General features: G+C 43.3%; 16 protein-coding genes. 11 read left to right on the top strand and 5 right to left on the bottom strand.

The genetic code is table 11. The features are described from left to right. Positions 1-274 precede the first annotated feature (274 nt). Entirely contained in the window at positions 275-634 is a 360-nt protein-coding gene (locus tag K5Q92_RS20250) for a hypothetical protein (protein ID WP_220770677.1), read from the bottom strand. Between the two features lie 518 nt (positions 635-1152). Between K5Q92_RS20250 and K5Q92_RS20245 the strand changes: the two genes are divergently transcribed. Beyond that, on the top strand, positions 1153-1596 hold the full coding sequence (locus tag K5Q92_RS20245) for an energy transducer TonB (protein WP_220770676.1): 444 nt from the start codon (positions 1153-1155) through the stop codon (positions 1594-1596). 133 nt (positions 1597-1729) lie between these two features. Further along, entirely contained in the window at positions 1730-2047 is a 318-nt protein-coding gene (locus K5Q92_RS20240) for a hypothetical protein (protein ID WP_220770675.1), read from the top strand. 381 nt (positions 2048-2428) lie between these two features. Here K5Q92_RS20240 and K5Q92_RS20235 read toward each other — a convergent pair whose 3' ends face one another. Then, entirely contained in the window at positions 2429-3832 is a 1404-nt protein-coding gene (locus K5Q92_RS20235; protein WP_220770674.1) for a cytochrome c family protein, read from the bottom strand. Between the two features lie 397 nt (positions 3833-4229). Between K5Q92_RS20235 and K5Q92_RS20230 the strand changes: the two genes are divergently transcribed. The 5 genes from K5Q92_RS20230 (at position 4230) to rluB (ending at position 8071) form a co-directional block, all read left to right on the top strand. Next, positions 4230-5108 carry a PHP domain-containing protein gene (locus K5Q92_RS20230; RefSeq protein WP_374758460.1) on the top strand — a complete coding sequence of 293 codons (879 nt, stop codon included), beginning with the start codon at positions 4230-4232 and terminating at the stop codon, positions 5106-5108. Continuing rightward, the gene (locus K5Q92_RS20225) at positions 5105-5725 is read left to right on the top strand and encodes an L-threonylcarbamoyladenylate synthase (RefSeq protein ID WP_220770672.1); all 621 of its coding nucleotides are present in this window, start codon (positions 5105-5107) and stop codon (positions 5723-5725) included. The genes K5Q92_RS20230 and K5Q92_RS20225 overlap by 4 nt, the downstream gene beginning before the upstream one ends. Before the next feature lie 95 nt (positions 5726-5820). Next, on the top strand, positions 5821-6609 hold the full coding sequence (locus K5Q92_RS20220) for a ScpA family protein (RefSeq protein ID WP_220770671.1): 789 nt from the start codon (positions 5821-5823) through the stop codon (positions 6607-6609). Next, the gene (scpB, locus tag K5Q92_RS20215) at positions 6610-7206 is read left to right on the top strand and encodes an SMC-Scp complex subunit ScpB (protein ID WP_220770670.1); all 597 of its coding nucleotides are present in this window, start codon (positions 6610-6612) and stop codon (positions 7204-7206) included. Continuing rightward, complete coding sequence (gene rluB, locus K5Q92_RS20210) at positions 7199-8071, top strand: 23S rRNA pseudouridine(2605) synthase RluB (RefSeq protein WP_202721393.1); 873 nt, start codon at positions 7199-7201, stop codon at positions 8069-8071. Before scpB ends, rluB begins: the two co-directional genes overlap by 8 nt. A 128-nt stretch (positions 8072-8199) precedes the next feature. On the opposite strand, the gene K5Q92_RS20205 is transcribed toward rluB, so the two are convergent. After that, the gene (locus tag K5Q92_RS20205) at positions 8200-8937 is read right to left on the bottom strand and encodes a YciK family oxidoreductase (protein ID WP_220770669.1); all 738 of its coding nucleotides are present in this window, start codon (positions 8935-8937) and stop codon (positions 8200-8202) included. Positions 8938-9199: 262 nt separating this feature from the next. Here K5Q92_RS20205 and K5Q92_RS20200 point away from each other — a divergent pair, with 262 nt between their 5' ends. Together K5Q92_RS20200 and sohB are read left to right on the top strand one after the other, a co-directional pair. Continuing rightward, positions 9200-11698 (top strand): VolA/Pla-1 family phospholipase, encoded by a 2499-nt coding sequence (locus K5Q92_RS20200; RefSeq protein WP_220770668.1) that lies wholly within the window; start codon positions 9200-9202, stop codon positions 11696-11698. 138 nt (positions 11699-11836) lie between these two features. After that, positions 11837-12865 (top strand): protease SohB, encoded by a 1029-nt coding sequence (gene sohB / locus K5Q92_RS20195; RefSeq protein ID WP_220770667.1) that lies wholly within the window; start codon positions 11837-11839, stop codon positions 12863-12865. 70 nt (positions 12866-12935) lie between these two features. On the opposite strand, the gene K5Q92_RS20190 is transcribed toward sohB, so the two are convergent. Both K5Q92_RS20190 and yqfB read right to left on the bottom strand, forming a co-directional pair. After that, positions 12936-13451 carry a GNAT family N-acetyltransferase gene (locus K5Q92_RS20190; RefSeq protein ID WP_220770666.1) on the bottom strand — a complete coding sequence of 172 codons (516 nt, stop codon included), beginning with the start codon at positions 13449-13451 and terminating at the stop codon, positions 12936-12938. 175 nt (positions 13452-13626) lie between these two features. Then, positions 13627-13938: a N(4)-acetylcytidine aminohydrolase gene (yqfB, locus tag K5Q92_RS20185; protein ID WP_220770665.1), complete on the bottom strand. Its 312-nt coding sequence runs from the start codon at positions 13936-13938 to the stop codon at positions 13627-13629. Positions 13939-14602: 664 nt separating this feature from the next. Here yqfB and K5Q92_RS24300 point away from each other — a divergent pair. Further along, the gene (locus K5Q92_RS24300; protein WP_259649649.1) at positions 14603-14737 is read left to right on the top strand and encodes a hypothetical protein; all 135 of its coding nucleotides are present in this window, start codon (positions 14603-14605) and stop codon (positions 14735-14737) included. A 172-nt stretch (positions 14738-14909) separates the two neighbouring features. After that, entirely contained in the window at positions 14910-15878 is a 969-nt protein-coding gene (locus tag K5Q92_RS20180; RefSeq protein ID WP_220770679.1) for a dihydrodipicolinate synthase family protein, read from the top strand. Positions 15879-15992: the final 114 nt, after the last annotated feature.

The raw sequence follows: 15992 nt of genomic DNA, 5'->3' as shown, positions 1-15992 counted from the left end.
GTAAAAAGTCGAGCAACTGTTTCATAGAGTAGCATCAGTTTTAAATCAAAAAAGTGGGCCTGAGTGTAGCATGCAAGCTTGCGGGGAAAAAGTGAAAGCCCATGACTGTGATTTGAATCTATGACGGAGTTATGAGCTGTGGTTTTTTGTTAATGTAAAGATGCAAGTGTGCTTATCTTTTGCTCCAAGTGATAATCCGCCCTGAATAGCTGGCTATACAGAGCGATTGATAGCTATGATATTAAGGAACTGCTCATTCAGTGAGAATGATAACTTAGTCTGCTAGCCAGTTGTCGATTGCTTGGCGTTTCTGTTTCTTGAGATCATCTCTTAGCTTGTCGGTAATGTCGTCTCTTGGATCTAACTTATCTTTTGTTTTGTTCAATTTTTTTGCGGCATTATCTTCGATTTTCTGTAAACGCTTTTCGGCGTAGTGTCCCTCTTTAACTGAGTTGACGTTGGCCTTAGCCTTATCCAGTTTTTTCTTCGTTTTTTTTACCTGCTTGTTGTACTGCTTCTCTGCTTTATTAATGTCTCTGTTTATACGTACGGCTTCTTTGAGCACATTTTTAGCATGGATTGGTGTGGATAGGGTTAGCAAAAGGGCTGTAATTAGAATCAATATTTTGTGCATAGTGTTGTTAGGAGTGATCAATAAGGCCGAGCATTATCAAGGCTGCTAAGCTGTGAATAAATGTGGCTTTGCTCATAGTGGTTATTAGCTAGCCAAATGAAACTTGCTTGATATTACCGCCGTTAAGGATTATTTAGATTGTCCTGCTTGGTTAAGTTGGAGCAAGTTAAGTTATATTTCTACTGGCTTTAAAGGGGGGATGTCGAAGCTTTGTTTGAAATCGTTTGCCAACTATGGAGGAAGAACTGCGTGTTCAATATTTCATTGGCCAGTAAGCCACCGCTTGCTTTAATAAGCACTGCTGTAGCTTTATGGATCTACATGTGCACTTCTTAAATGAAACACCGCCCCCTGTTGCAGGGCTGAAATTGTGAGAGACACTGGGGAAGTGCCGCTTCAGTCTATTGAGTCGCAATAACAGCGGTGGGTAAAAGAAGAGTTATTTATTGAGTTTATTGACTAACATCGGTGACGTAGATAGCTTAATAGCATTAAATATAAACGAAGGAATGTTATTAATGAAAAGACTTGGACTGTTTATCGTAGCACTATTGCTTGTTCCTCACATAAGCGAAGCAAGGACGAATAATGTATATGGTGAGGTTGTAGTGACAGATATTGAAGCTACTAGCCCTGTCAATTGGCAAAGAGATGATAACAAGCCACCAATTTATCCAATAGAGCTCGCACGTGGTCAAGTGCAAGGCTGCAGCATAGTGTCTTTTGACATTTCAACCGATGGTGATACTGAAAATGTGGAAGTTATTAGCTCTGTACCGAACAAATACTTGGGTAAATACACTAAAAGAATAGTCAAGAAATGGAATTGGCAAGCAGCAAATAGTGGCATTAGCCCAAGCCTTGAGAAGCGAACGGTTAGGATTGATTACTGCTTAGGTCACGAGTCAGCACAAATAACCTCAGCTCAGTGTAAGGCGCAATCTAAACTCAACTGCCGCTAAATAGAGTCAATATTAAATACTGACTTCTGAGTCATGCATTAGCACTCAATTTATTAGTAGATGATTGAATGGCTGTGAGTTTAAATGTTAAATTGAGGCAATGACTTTATTGATTGATATTTAGGATGTTAGATTGGATTACGCTCAATGGATCAAAAGCAGCTATCCAGAGCTAAAGATAGCGTCAAGGGCAGATATTCCTGCATTGGTGAAAATGGCAAAGGCCAGTACCAAGTACTTGCGCTTTATTGTAGGTATTGTGGTTATTGTGTCGATATTATTACCCGTTAATATCTTACTAACATCCATCGGATTTGTGCCTTTTCAAGATCTTTTTTTCTGGTTCTGCCTTATCTTAGTGCTTTTTCTTAGCAATGTTATTACTTCGATTTTAGAGCAGTACATCATCAAATATCAGTTAAAAAAAATCATTCGTTATAAGCTATGCTGATCTCTCTAGCTTCAACTTTCTAAGTCCATTGCATTTTCACGGTGTCACTATTAAGTGACGGCTGTTCGATGATGATAATTGGTGAATGATTTTCAGTTGTTCAACGAAGAATGAGACTGTCAAAACGCTTCAGAATGGCGAGATTGAGCGTAGAGCAACTATGCTCTTCACTCGCAGCAAGCTGCATGGTCTTGTATGTCATTAATGCACGACTATATGGATATAGGAGGAAGAGTAACGCAGGAACAGTTACTGAGGAGCATTTAATGACCTTGCCTCAGAGCCGCTATATTCTCGCTGAGCGATCAAGTCTTTATACTGATGATAAATGCTGTCAGCGATTCAAATGAATAGCTGACAGCAAATTATGGTTGCTGAAAATTAGTTAAGTGTTAAGCCCTGATAGGTTTGGCTTAAGCTAGCCATCTCAACAGAAGGTACGATAACCTTGTTTTCGAGCAGTAGATCTGCAACGCTTTGATCAAATGAGCGGTAATGCAGCTTGGTTTCGATACTGTATTCATTCACGCCCTTTGGTAGGCTAAATGGATACGTAACCGTTTTAGACCCTTTGGCTGGAATCGTATTTTGCACCTCGAAGCTGGCAACTTTCCACGGCTTATGTTCAGGCTTTCCATGAATGTCGACAGATTTATCTTGGAAGATAACCGTGCCTCCTGGCAGTGCATTTTCAGCTGTTAATGAGCCAGAACGCATGATCTCTTTGCCAGTATTATCACGAATTATCACTTCTAACCAGATTTGGCGGATGAAGGTTAAGCTCGTTGGCAAATCATGACCTGCACGGCGGTTATGTACTGTTACCTCAAGTACTGGTGCTGCAATTGTTCCCGAAACTTTTGTTTCTAACGCGGCAGCTGTTTTTAGGCGTTTTACGGCTTCTTTAGCATGAGCCTCACCATTTTCAACACCCAGTAACGGGGCTATCACCGCATTGCCGCCCACAAAACCATGGTCATGTACTAAAGTACGTGCAGGGCCACCTCGTGCAGCTTTGCCTTCTAGACCATGATTTGTAAGTTTTTTAGCAGGAAGCATCTCGTCCGCTACGCGCATGGCGGTTTCTACTGGTACCATATGACAATCTTGGCACTGAATATCCGCAGCCGCATAAGCCGATTTTTTCCATTCGTCATAGGTATGCTCTAAGGCGAAGTTGTCGTGCACAGGGTTAAAGACGTTATGACAGTTTGCACAGAACTCAGACTTAGTGTGTAGCTCTGAATACTCGGCTTTGTGGCCGCGTGGCTTAGCATCATCAAATGGACCGCGCTTAACCTTGTCATTGGCAATTACCAGTGAAGCATTGCCATGTTCACCCATGGCGGTGTGCTTAGCGTTTGTATCGACAACGCTATGGCAAACTTCACAAGATACGCCTTGGTTAGCAATTGCTTGGGTGGTAAAACCACCAAACTTACCTGATTCAGATTTAAACTCAACGGTTTGAGTCACAGTGCCTAGTACGGTATGGCAGCCACCACATAGGTTTTTGGCCGCGCCATTAGTTTCTTTTTCACCCATTGCCCATTCAGCTTGGAACACAGGATCAATAAAGGCTATAGAGTGCATAGAGCCTTGCCAGCCTTTCCATTGACGTGGGTGGCAGCCTTTACAGCTTTTTGCATCCCGCCACTGTTTTAATTCGGGTTGCTTATCGCCTTCCATCGTTAAGTAGGAAGGAGCAAACGCCATCTCTTTTTCGGCATGTGCTAGCAAAGGCATTGCGCCAATTAATACTAATGCTAGATATGTCTTTTTCATTGTTCGTTATTATCCAATAAACATAATCATTTGTTTGCTCAAGTAAGTTCGAATGAATCTTGGCTTGAGCTTGGTGTTGCCCATTTAACGGCTCGCGGATTCTAAAAGATTTAGCGCGACGCTTCTGTAAGCTATGGCACATAAAGTTGTTGAATTTGTTTGCTTTTGCTGCGTTTGTTCAAGGATTTATTCGAAAGTCTTCCCAAGGCGTTAAAGGGAACTCACTGAATAAATCAGGCATATGAAATACGGCTTAATGACGCATTTAGGATAATAAAATTGAAATCGGATTAGCTTAGTTTGTCGTAGTTCTTTGCCAAGACGCTAAACAGGCGGGGGCGATAAATTGCTAAAAACCGGATTAAAATCACCTTTAGTCGATAAACTCAAGTATCATATGCCTATGAACGATGAAAATATCACTGACGTTAAACTGGTTGACTTGCATAGCCATACGACCGCATCAGATGGTCAATTGACCCCGTCACAACTGATTGAGCGCGCAATAAGCAAAGGCGTGCAGATGTTTGCTATTACCGACCATGACACCACCGATGGCTTAAAAGAGGCACATGAGTTTAATCAAGCCCATGAAACACCGCTTGAGTTGATTAACGGCGTTGAAATTTCTACTCGCTGGAACAATTTCGATATTCATATCGTTGCGCTTAATCTTGATATCAATAATGTCGAATTGGCCGCATTTTTAGTGAATCAACGTGAGTTACGATCGAGTCGAGCCAAACAGATTGGTGAGCGACTAGCGAAGGCGGGTATTGAAGGTGCCTATGAAGGGGCCAAAGGCTTTGCCGCCGGTGCCGCCATTAGTCGAGGACACTATGCACGTTGGTTAGCCGAGCAAGGCTACGCAACCACTACGGCCAATGTGTTTAAGAAATATCTAGCTCGGGGTAAGACGGGTTATGTTCCCAACAATTGGGGAGATATGGCCAGTGCCATCGAGGTTATCCATCAAGCGGGCGGGGTTGCTGTATTAGCGCATCCTAGTGGCTATAAACTTTCTGCTAAGTGGCTCAAACGCTTGGTTCGAGAGTTTAAAGAGGCTGGTGGTGATGCAATGGAAGTGGTTCTAGGTCAGCAGACTATCGACGATCGGAATAATCTGATCGCCCTAAGTATTAATAACGGGCTCACATGCTCGTTAGGAAGCGATTTTCATTTCCCGAGTAGTTGGATTGAGATCGGTAAAAATATGTTCCAACCCCAAGGAGTGGATTGGGTTTGGCTGTCAGATAAATGGAAGGTAGTACAATGAGTCAGTTCTTTTATGTGCATGAGGAAAACCCTCAAGCACGCTTAATTAGCCAAGCCGTAAACGTGATAAAAAGTGGTGGTGTGATTGTTTACCCGACCGATTCTGGCTATGCATTAGGTTGCTTAATTGGTGATAAAGATGCCATGAGCAAAATTGCGCGCATTAGACAGATCGACAATGATCATAACTTCTCACTGATGTGCCGTGATCAGTCAGAGCTGGCGACCTATGCGCGTGTCGATAACCAAGCCTATCGTTTGCTTAAGCAAAATACGCCAGGTGCTTATACTTTTATTTTTAAGGCTTCTAAAGAGGTGCCTAAGCGCCTACAGAACCCTAAGAAGAAGACTATCGGTATTCGTGTACCAGATAATGTGATTGCATTGGCACTGTTAGAAGCCTTGGGTGAGCCTTTGATGTCAACCAGTTTGATTTTGCCAGGTCAAGAGTTCACCGAATCAGATCCTGAGCATATTCGAGATATCTTAGAGCATCAGGTCGATTTGATTATTCACGGCGGGTATTTAGGAGAGAAGCCTACCACTGTGATTGACTTATCGGATGGCGATATTGAAGTTATCCGTGAAGGTGTGGGTGACGTTACACCATTCCTCTAAGCGGTAGGTTAGGCAAGCAGCGCTGAAAAGCGTTGCTTGAGGTAGATTGGGTATACAGGTATAATCGCGCGTTTGCAAAAATAGAGGGATTACGGATGGAGGGCGTTCAGCAAAAATTGCCTTTAGCCGTTGTTCGCGGCGAGCCGTTTAAGGTGATGCCGAAAGACCTTTTTATTCCTCCAGAAGCATTGGAGGTTTTTCTCGAGTCTTTTGAGGGGCCGTTAGATCTTCTCCTTTATTTAATTCGCAAACAAAAACTTGATGTTGTTGATTTGCCGATATTTTCTGTAACTCAACAATACCTCGAATATGTGAATCTGCTACAGGGAGCAAGAGTTGAACTTGCAGCAGATTACCTCGTGATGGCAGCCACTCTCGCCGAGATTAAGTCTCGACTTTTACTGCCAAGACCCGAGGTTGAGCATGAAGATGAAGAAGATCCACGGGCACAACTGATCCGTCAGTTGAAAGCTTATGAGGTGATTAAAGAGGCGCAGGAAAAGTTGGATGAGTTGCCTAGGATGGAACGTGATCTGTTTCAGGCCAAAGCGATTCCAGCTGACAACATTAAGCCTGAACTATTGCCTCCTGAGGTCTCGCTCACCGAGATTGCTAGAGCATTTTCATCAGTATTAAAGCGTATCGAAGCCACCGAAAATCACCATGTGGTGCGTGAAGTGTTATCGACACGCGAACGTATGGCGCAGATTTTAGCCAAGCTTAATGCCGAGACCTACTTACCATTTGAAGCCCTGTTTGATTTTGAAGAGGGGCGAAGTGGGGTGGTAGTGAGTTTCTTGGCTTTGATGGAGCTAGTCAAGGAACTGCTGGTTGAGCTTGTACAAGCTGAGCCGTTTTCAACTATACATGTTAGGGCGTACTGATTGTCTCAGATAAATCCAGACCAGCTTAAACAGTTAATTGAGGCTAGCCTTTTTGTGTTGGCCAAACCGATGACGATAAAAGCATTAAAAGAGACGGTATTGTCTAATTTTAATGTGTCTCGGGCTAAAATTAAGGCATGTATTGAAGAGTTACAGCTCGATTATGAAAACCGGGGTGTACAATTAGTAAAGGTTGCGGGAGGGTATCGATTTCAGACATTGGCTGAGTTGAGTCCTTTTTTACAACCGCTATGGCAGGAGAAAGCACCGAAATATTCGCGTGCAACCTTAGAAACCCTGGCGGTGATTGCCTACCGTCAACCCGTCACCCGAGGTGACATAGAATTTGTTCGTGGGGTTGCGATTAGCAGCCACATTATCAAAAGTTTAAACGATAGAAATTGGATAAAAGTGGTAGGTCATAAAGAGGTACCGGGTAGACCGGCACTTTATGCGACCACAAATGAGTTTCTAGCTTATTTTGGCATCGATAGCATTGCGGACCTTCCGCCACTGTCAGATGCCAAATCATTGGACGCGCTATTCCGTATTGAGAGTGACGCGACCGAAAAAACAGAAGAGTCTACTAATGAGTGAAAAATTGCAGAAAGTCTTGGCCCGTGCAGGCCATGGCTCCCGTCGTGAGATGGAGGCATGGATTGCTGCAGGCCGAGTTAGTGTTGACGGTGAAATTGCAAGCTTAGGCGATCGCGTCGAGACTGACGCTAAAATTCGTATCGATGGGCGTGCAGTTTCTATTCGTTCTGAAGAAGAAGTGGTTTGTCGAGTGATCGCCTACCATAAGCCAGAAGGCGAGATCTGTAGTCGTAAAGACCCAGAAGGACGCCCAACAGTATTTGACCGTCTACCTAAGACTCGCGATTCACGCTGGGTTGCTGTAGGACGATTAGATATTAACACCTCTGGTCTATTGCTATTTACCTCTGACGGTGAATTAGCAAATCGCTTGATGCACCCATCAAATGAAGTCGAACGTGAATACGCGGTACGTACGTTTGGTGAAGTGACAGATGGCTGTATCCAACGTTTACGTATGGGTGTAACCCTAGAAGATGGTCCAGCGCACTTTGATAAAGTTAAAGCTGCGGGTGGCGAAGGTATGAACAAGTGGTGGCACGTCAGCTTAGCTGAAGGCCGTAACCGTGAAGTGCGCCGTCTTTGGGAATCTCAGGAAGTACAAGTAAGCCGCCTTATCCGTATTCGCTACGGTATGATTGAGCTACCTAAATCTCTACCACGTGGTGGTTGGATTGAGCTGCCAATTGAGCAGGTTAACTACCTACGTCAAACTGCAGGTATGGATGAGGAGACTCGTTCTCTTCTTGGTACCGACAAGCACAGTGTAGCTCGTAATAAAGTACGTAGCGCAAAAATTAAGCGCGCCGTGCATAAGCATAAAGTGGCTTCGGGTAGACCAAAGCCATCGCGTCAGCGTAGCTAATTGCTTAGCCGCTTATCGATTAAACATTGTCGATAAAAAATAACGATTAAAAAGGCCGCTAATTGCGGCCTTTTTGTTTTTAACTGCTCGTTTTAACTGTTTATTTTAGTTATTTACTTCACAGTCATTTACTGAGCGTTCAGCTGTTGCCCGTTGACCTCTTTAGAGTCTTCACCCATCAGGTAGAGGTAAGTCGCCATGATCTCCTCGGGCGCCTTTAGTGTCTGTGGGTTTTCAGCTGGATAAGCGTTAGCACGCATCCCGGTACGGGTTGCACCAGGGTTGATGCTATTCACACGTACATTAGTTTGTGCGTACTCATCGGCTAGTGATTGCATCATGCCTTCAGTAGCAAACTTAGAGATAGCGTATTCACCCCAGTATGCGCGGCCTTGGCGACCGACACTGCTAGATGTAAACAGTAAAGAGGCGCTTGGTGACTTACGCATCACTGGCAGTAGTGCCTTGGTTAGCATGATCTCGGCGATTACGTTAACCTGCATCACCTCTTCGACAGTGCTCATCGTCATATGTTCAAATGGACCTAATACACCCAATACGCTGGCGTTATGTAATAGACCGTCAAGCTGTCCAAACTGCTCTTCAATGGTGTCGGCCATATCTTTATAGTTCTGCTCTGTCGCACCTTTAAGATCAAGAGGGACTATCGCTGGAGTAGGGTAACCAGCCTGTTCAATCTGGTCATAGACTGCTTCGAGTTTTTTTACTGTTTTGCCTAATAGGATAACTGTCGCACCATGTTCTGCAAAAGCGATTGCCGCGGCCTTACCTATGCCGTCTCCTGCGCCAGTGACTAAAATGGTCTTGTCTTTTAATAGATCTTTTGCTGCTTGATATTCCAACATGAGTTAATACTTCCTCAGAGCGCAAACGCCCGTCACTTCTAGAGTCGCTGATATGATAAACAGCTGTTTTAAACAAACGATTAATCTTTATCCGCTCAATTAATGACTGAATGTGACAAAATTGTAGCTAAGTCAATAATTTTACGTTAACTTGAACTCAGTTAAGGACTAACAATAAGTCCTCTTGGTCATACTTTGCTGACTATTGTGACCAATTTCTATGTGAAAACAAAATTATTACAACAAGATTTGGGGAAAAAAGATGAAAAAACTCTTTTTGGGCGTAGCAATCACCTCTGCGTTGGGGTTAACTGCTTGTAGCGAAGACAGTTATAACGAATTAGTGGACAAAACTGAGCCATTGGTTCCTCAATCAGTTATCGTTTTTGATCCGGGAAATGGTGAGCTGCCTTTACCCAATGATATTCTCTTTAGTGGTACCACTGATGGTACCATCAATATTCCACCAAGTGATGATCCTACAGCGCCAAGTGAAGCTAATGGTGACTACACAGATCCAACGATTGCCTTAGGTGCACTAGATGGTTGGTCGACAACGGCACCGATCAGTATCGAAGTCGCTCCAGCTACGGATAACGATGGAACTGTGCTCACGTTAAGTAAAGCATCGGTAGAGCAACCTGGTGCCGTGAAGATGTTTGAAGCTACCGTAGGCGGTGCATTATCATCGGATCCTGAGTGTAAAGCCGCCCCTGATGTATCGGCCTGTAAAGTTGGTGCCGAGCTGCAATTTGGCGTGGATTTCGTGACGACCACATCTGGAAACAAGATTGTTATCGTCCCACTTAAGCCTTTTAAAGCAAATCAATCTTATATTTATGCTACAACCGATCTAATTCAAGACTCAGCTGGTCGCTCAATTGCACCATCTTCAACCTATGGCTTGCTAAAGCTTGATATCGAGACTAAACCACTGGAAACCCCTGAACAGCTACTGTTACAAGCAGCGGTGAATAGTTATGAAAAGGGGATGGCTAGTGCTGGTGTTGACGCCGAGTCAATCAGTTACTCAGGTCTGTTCACCACTCAGTCGGTTGCCGATGTGTACGAAGTCTCTAAACTATTAATTGCTGGGCAACCTGGCTATATGCCTGAGTTTGTACAAGCGCCAACGGATAGTGGCTTTACACTGGCTCAAGTGTTGATGATGCCAGAGCAACATCCGGCGTACGAAGGGGCAAGTAAAGTTAATGTTTGGTCTGCTGCAATTAAATTACCGGTTTATGGTGATTGTTCATCAGTAGCTTGCTTAGATGATGCGGGTAACCCAACCATTAATGGGATTTGGTCTGCGGCTTATGATAGTCCTGTATCTGTGCTAACGGCTCTTGAAGCAGGCACCTTGAGCCAAGACAGCTATTTCACTCAAGCAATTGAAAATGGGATTGATGATCCGATTGCGGCGCTGAGTGATCCGGCCCAACTCGCGGGTAAGCATTGGATGTTAGATGATGGCACGCCTACCGATAAGGCTAGACACTTAACGAAATTCAATCCTATTCCAGAGGTCAGAAACCACGAAATAGTACCTGTCCAAATGACGGTACCTAACTTTGCTCCTGCTCCTGCAGCAGGCTGGCCAGTCACTATTGCCATGCATGGCCTAGGCGGTGGTAAAGAGATGGCATTTGCTTACGCTGGCACTTATGGTGAACTTGGCGTAGCGACAATTGCTATCGACATGCCACTTCACGGTGCGCGCTCGTTTGGTAAAGATTTGCTTGTGCCTGGTGCCTATACTGTTTCGGCAACCGACCCGGCCTATGGTGATGTTATTGGCGATGATGTGTTGTTCTCACTGGGCGATCCATTAGCCTTTATTAATATCGGTAGTACGTTAACCGTGCGTGATAACTTCCGTCAGGCAACATTTGATCATTTAGCACTTCGTGCCGCGTTTACCGGTTATGCAGGCAAACTGATGGAGCTGGGTGCGCCTCAACTGTTTGACGTAAACCAAGTTAGTGCTCAAGGCTTAAGCTTAGGGGCAATCGTGGGAACTAATTTCGCGACTTACGCTAGTACTGGGCTGACTCACCCATCTGGAGCTGATTTAAGCCACGTTTATAAGCTTAATGCGACATCGCTGGTTGCACCATCGGGTGGTTTTGCGGGGACCTTTATTGGTTCGGCGACATTTGGACCTATGCTGTTTGAGAACATTGTAGCTACAGAAGCATTTATGGCACTGGTGGAAGAGGCTAATGAAGAACATGGCTTCTTACCGGGTACGCCTGAATATGATGCATTAGTTAAGTCAGTGTATGATGCATTCCTACCGACCTTTGCTTTTGCTGTTCAAACGGCTGTTGATAGCGCCGACCCAATTAACCATGCTGCTATGCTTAAAGCTACAGGTCTTCCGCTGCATCTTATCGAGGTTGTTGGTGATGGTGCAAACAGCCTTCCAGATCAGACTCTGCCTAATAGTGTTGAAGGTTTCCCTACTGCGGGAACTGAACCTTTGATTGAAAACTTAGGCCTAGCTTGTATCGATAGCACGACAGTAGGCTCTGGAGCGGTTCGTTTCTCTAAAGGACATCATAGCTCGCTTATCGACCCATCACCGGTTGAGGGTGTGACAGATGGATTTGAAGATGTTGCAACGGTAGAGATGCAAACTCAGGCCGCTTTCTTCTCCTACAGTGCAGGTCTTCCTGATGTGGACAGTCCGACCGTCTTCCTTGGTTTAGTGACTGGTGAGGCAGCGCAATATGTTGTGGCACCTTGTGCTCAATAATACTGACAATAAAATCTAGAACTGCTTAAAAAAAGACCCAGCGAAAGCTGGGTTTTTTATTGGCGTGTTTTATTGGTTAATAGGCTGGTAGAATAGCGACCAAATTGAAGAGACAGAATGGTCTAGCTGGAGAATATTTTGGAATTCCTGTACGAATATGGTTTGTTTTTGGCCAAAGCGGTCACCATTGTTGTTGCGATTATTGCGGTAGTGATTGTTGTGCTTGCGTCTTCTATGAAGCAAAAGGCTGAAAAGGGTGAGCTTAAACTAACCAATCTCAGTGATAACCTAAAGTCATTGAAGCATGACTTGAAGGAAGAGTTACTGTCTAAAAAAGCATTTAAGGCTTACGAGAAGCAATTAAAAGCCGATGAAAAGGCCAAAGAGAAAGAGCAAAAAGATAAGGTTGAAGAGCTAGAGCCTAAAGTTTTTGTTGTTGATTTTAAAGGTAGCATCGATGCTAATGAAGTGGCGTCATTGCGTGAAGAGATCAGTGCTATCTTAGCTATCGCAGAAAAGGGCGATGAGGTCATTGTTAACGTCGAAAGCGGCGGGGGCATGGTGCACGGCTATGGTTTAGCTTCGAGTCAGCTAGATCGCCTAAGACAGGCTGAGATCCCACTGAGCATCTGTGTCGATAAGGTCGCAGCGAGTGGCGGCTATATGATGGCTTGCGTAGCGAATAAAATTTACTCCGCTCCTTTTGCTATTGTGGGGTCTATCGGTGTTGTGGCTCAGGTGCCTAACTTTAATCGTTTATTGAAAAAGCACGATATCGATTATGAGCAGCACACTGCTGGTGATTTCAAACGTACGCTAACCATCTTTGGTGAAAATACCGATGAAGGGCGAGTAAAGTTCCAACAAGAGCTGGAAGAGACCCATGTGCTCTTTAAAGCCTTTATCGCCAAGTATAGACCTGAGTTAGATATTGCCAAAGTCGCAACCGGTGAGCACTGGTATGGCCAACAAGCGATTGAGCTAGGCCTTGTTGATGAAATTGCTACCAGTGATGATGTGATCATGAAGTTGGCTAATGAGCGCACTGTGATCAAGGTGCAATATCAGCTTAAGAAGAAGCTTTCCGATAAGATTGCCCATGGCGCGTCATTATCGTTTAACGCAATCTTCAATAAGTTTGCTGAGAAGAATCAGCCACTCAAGTAACTCTGCTTGAGTTTTAGCAAATATAAAAACCTGCCCAGTGCAGGTTTTTTTGTCCTTGTTTAGTTTCCTGTTAGACAGTAGTACTCAACTTCAATTTCATTGGCTGAACAGACAATACTGATGCTTCCCGAAGACTTTCCAATGAACCATAAGGCTCAAAACCATAAGCTTTATATAATTTTATAGCTGGTATATTTATCGTTGTTACTGCTAAAGAAACATAATCTAAATTGAGTTCTGTTGACCATGTTATTATCTTTTTAAGCAATAAACTCCCAACTCCTTGACCACGAACATCGGGAGAAACCCACATTTGATAGATGTGAGCAGTTTTATCTTGGGGGCTATGAACCAATCCCCAAGCTAAGCGAACAGCAACACCATTTAGCTCCGCAATAAGTGGAAGTGCACGTTTATCACTATTATCTAGATTAAGGCGAGCAATCCACTCATCACTTGAAAACAACAACTCTTGTTCATAACTACTACCAAAAGCGTTGGGAGACTCTTGAAGAGAAAGAAGACGAAGTTCTCTATACGTAGACCAATCATCTTTATTTAAGACTCTAATATTTAACTTACTCACTAAGCTATCCTTTGCTGCCTAACGCCCAATTAAGTAGTGAGCAACCCAAAACGAAGCCGCCGCAGACCATCTTAATCAATAAAATTAACGCATAGTAACAGTGTCACACATTGCGAATCCCCCTAGAGCAATTTGTTATATGCGTAGCTCAAGGGGGTCAGAACTTAAAGACTGATTAACCAACAACTTTGAAGCTGATAAAACACAAACTTTTTTCTGTCGGATATATCTTTCGCAAAATCCATTTGAGCATAAAAACAAATGGGAGGTTTTCTGCTTTTGCGTGTTTTCTGTTGAGCTTTTCAAACTCTACATGCTCAACACCAACTATTTCTAGCTTACAGATTTTCCGGTCATCTTCGTGAGTAAAAGCTTCAACGACCAGCCCCGGGTAATAGTGGCTTTCAGATTTATCCCTAATTGTTGCAGTCTTTTTACCTGAGAGTATTTGGCGCTCTAGCCTTTTGAAAAATGTAATTTTATCCACTGTTTTACACCAACATCCTTAGAGGTTCTTCCAAGCATATAACGCCCTGCTAATAAGTGAACTAAGCGCAGGTGGGCGATTAGCACCGTAAATGGCATGACAGCCTTGAGTGAGTTTTGATTTATAAGCTTGTTAGCCATCTCTGACTATTCCAGAGATATTAAGTAATGAAGATCCAAATAGCCGTAAATATCAACCAACTAATAGCCAGTATTCGTAATATCACTGTGAGAGTGGTGCTAAATTTAAAACTGAATGATATATGATTTAATAACAACATTATTGGTGCGATTAGAATATCATAATTGCCATACCTGTACGGATTCGAAGAATCAAGACTTATACTTAACGTCCAAAAAAAGAGTGATAATAGAATAGTGAGAAAGCCAAATTTATATATTTTACTTTCTGCAACCAGTCCTTTAGGCTTTTCCGTAAAAATAGCGATTAGTTTCTTCAACACTTCGTCCCTCTTGGTTCAATCTTTAATGGAAATTAATACGAATTCACAATAGTGGCTAACATTTTAATATGACGCTCGCACGTTTTGTTGATAGTTGTTGGAAAAATGCGCATTGTATTATTCGATAAAACTCAGATAATAACAATGCACACTTGCATCTCAATGATTTAGCAGGTTAACCAGAAAGCACGAAAGCTTAAAATGAAACACCAGTTATCTAATGTAGCTACGGCTGAAGCCGTCGAAATCTGGGTGAATGATAACGAAGTTATCTCTCACCTTGTCATGGACGGTGAGGCTAAGCGCAAAGCTGCATTATCGCAAGCGGGCATCTAATGAAGGGGCATGTTCACATGTGTATGATTATTCCACCAAAATTTTCAGTTTCAAATGCGTTTTGTTACCAATAAGGCCTAGGTTTGTCGAAGGGGTTTAACTTATGTGGTTTATTTGATATATTTTATACAATCTTTCTGTATGATAAAATTTTTAAACAAAAGGTAATATGATGGTAACAAATAGCACAGATTGGCGATATACGGTTATGCCGGCCGTGTTTACTTGGCTAAAAGAGTCAGAATCCGGTGCCCTTGAAATTGACCTTGAGGCAACACAAAAATACGCTGCAGATATTTTAAAAGTGCAAGGTAAAGGCGGAACCAGAATGGGCGGGCTTGTTGGTTCTGGTACTCTAGGTGAGAATAGCTACCTAAGCTCTGAACAGCGTCTTTCTTTACTTAAAGCCCTTTCTGAAGTTGCTAAAGAATACAATGTTCCATTAATCAGCGGCGCTGCGGCAGAAACGAAAGAAGAGCTTGCCAAAATCGTTACAGAACTAGCGACAGTTGGCGTGGATACCGTTATGGTCATGCCGCCAAAAACGAAAGAAGCACCTTCTGATGAAGACATGTACGCATACTATGAGTTCTCTGCAATAGCGGCAAAAGAGGCAGGCGTAACAATTATGCCTTATAACAACCCTGATGCAGCCGGATATCACGCACTTTCAACAGATATTCTTAGAAAACTTTCTGCTTTACCTGAAGTCACAGCTCTTAAAATCTCAACGACAGATGTTTCAGTGATTGAAACTCTGATGTTAGAAGATAAAGATTCAAAAATTTTGGCAGGTGTTGACACTGTTACTGTGCATGCAGGACTTGCAGGCGCATGCGGTGGCATTACTGGTGTGGGTTGTATATTCCCGAAAGCCAGTGTCACTATGCAAGAGTATGTGAATAATGGCGAGTGGGCTGAGGCAAACAAAATTTCTCAGGCGATGAATTCTATCTCTTACCTTGATGCTCAGCCTCTGCTTTTAGAATATCTTAAGTTTGCTTTTGGCGTTCACCACAATGACGCTGATGGTGGTCTTCGCACTCTTGGTAAGAAGTTAACTCAAGAGCAAATTGATGATGTCCGCGCAAGATATCTTCTGGCGAAAGAAAGACTTGAGGTTTTGGGTTTAGCTGAATAAACCTTTCAAATTGTCTATTCCTAAAATTAGGTTGACGGTTTTTATTAAGCCAGTTGGTACTCCCAACTGGCTTTTTCATGCCCCTAAACAATACCTTTAATCTGAAAAGGGTAT

Source organism: Shewanella sp. MBTL60-007 (genome assembly GCF_019654915.1).
Taxonomy (GTDB): Bacteria; Pseudomonadota; Gammaproteobacteria; order Enterobacterales; family Shewanellaceae; genus Shewanella.
Note: the sequence above shows the minus strand (reverse complement) of the source record. Positions and strands in the feature narration are given on the sequence as shown.

Coding starts and splice junctions, on each gene's coding strand:
- K5Q92_RS20225 (WP_220770672.1), top strand. CDS start 5,105: ATGAGTCAGTTCTTTTATGTGCATGAGGAAAACCCTCAAGCACGCTTA.
- K5Q92_RS20180 (WP_220770679.1), top strand. CDS start 14,910: ATGGTAACAAATAGCACAGATTGGCGATATACGGTTATGCCGGCCGTG.
- K5Q92_RS24300 (WP_259649649.1), top strand. CDS start 14,603: ATGAAACACCAGTTATCTAATGTAGCTACGGCTGAAGCCGTCGAAATC.
- K5Q92_RS20220 (WP_220770671.1), top strand. CDS start 5,821: ATGGAGGGCGTTCAGCAAAAATTGCCTTTAGCCGTTGTTCGCGGCGAG.
- K5Q92_RS20205 (WP_220770669.1), bottom strand. CDS start 8,937: ATGTTGGAATATCAAGCAGCAAAAGATCTATTAAAAGACAAGACCATT.
- rluB (WP_202721393.1), top strand. CDS start 7,199: ATGAGTGAAAAATTGCAGAAAGTCTTGGCCCGTGCAGGCCATGGCTCC.
- K5Q92_RS20235 (WP_220770674.1), bottom strand. CDS start 3,832: ATGAAAAAGACATATCTAGCATTAGTATTAATTGGCGCAATGCCTTTG.
- K5Q92_RS20245 (WP_220770676.1), top strand. CDS start 1,153: ATGAAAAGACTTGGACTGTTTATCGTAGCACTATTGCTTGTTCCTCAC.
- K5Q92_RS20230 (WP_374758460.1), top strand. CDS start 4,230: ATGCCTATGAACGATGAAAATATCACTGACGTTAAACTGGTTGACTTG.
- K5Q92_RS20250 (WP_220770677.1), bottom strand. CDS start 634: ATGCACAAAATATTGATTCTAATTACAGCCCTTTTGCTAACCCTATCC.
- K5Q92_RS20200 (WP_220770668.1), top strand. CDS start 9,200: ATGAAAAAACTCTTTTTGGGCGTAGCAATCACCTCTGCGTTGGGGTTA.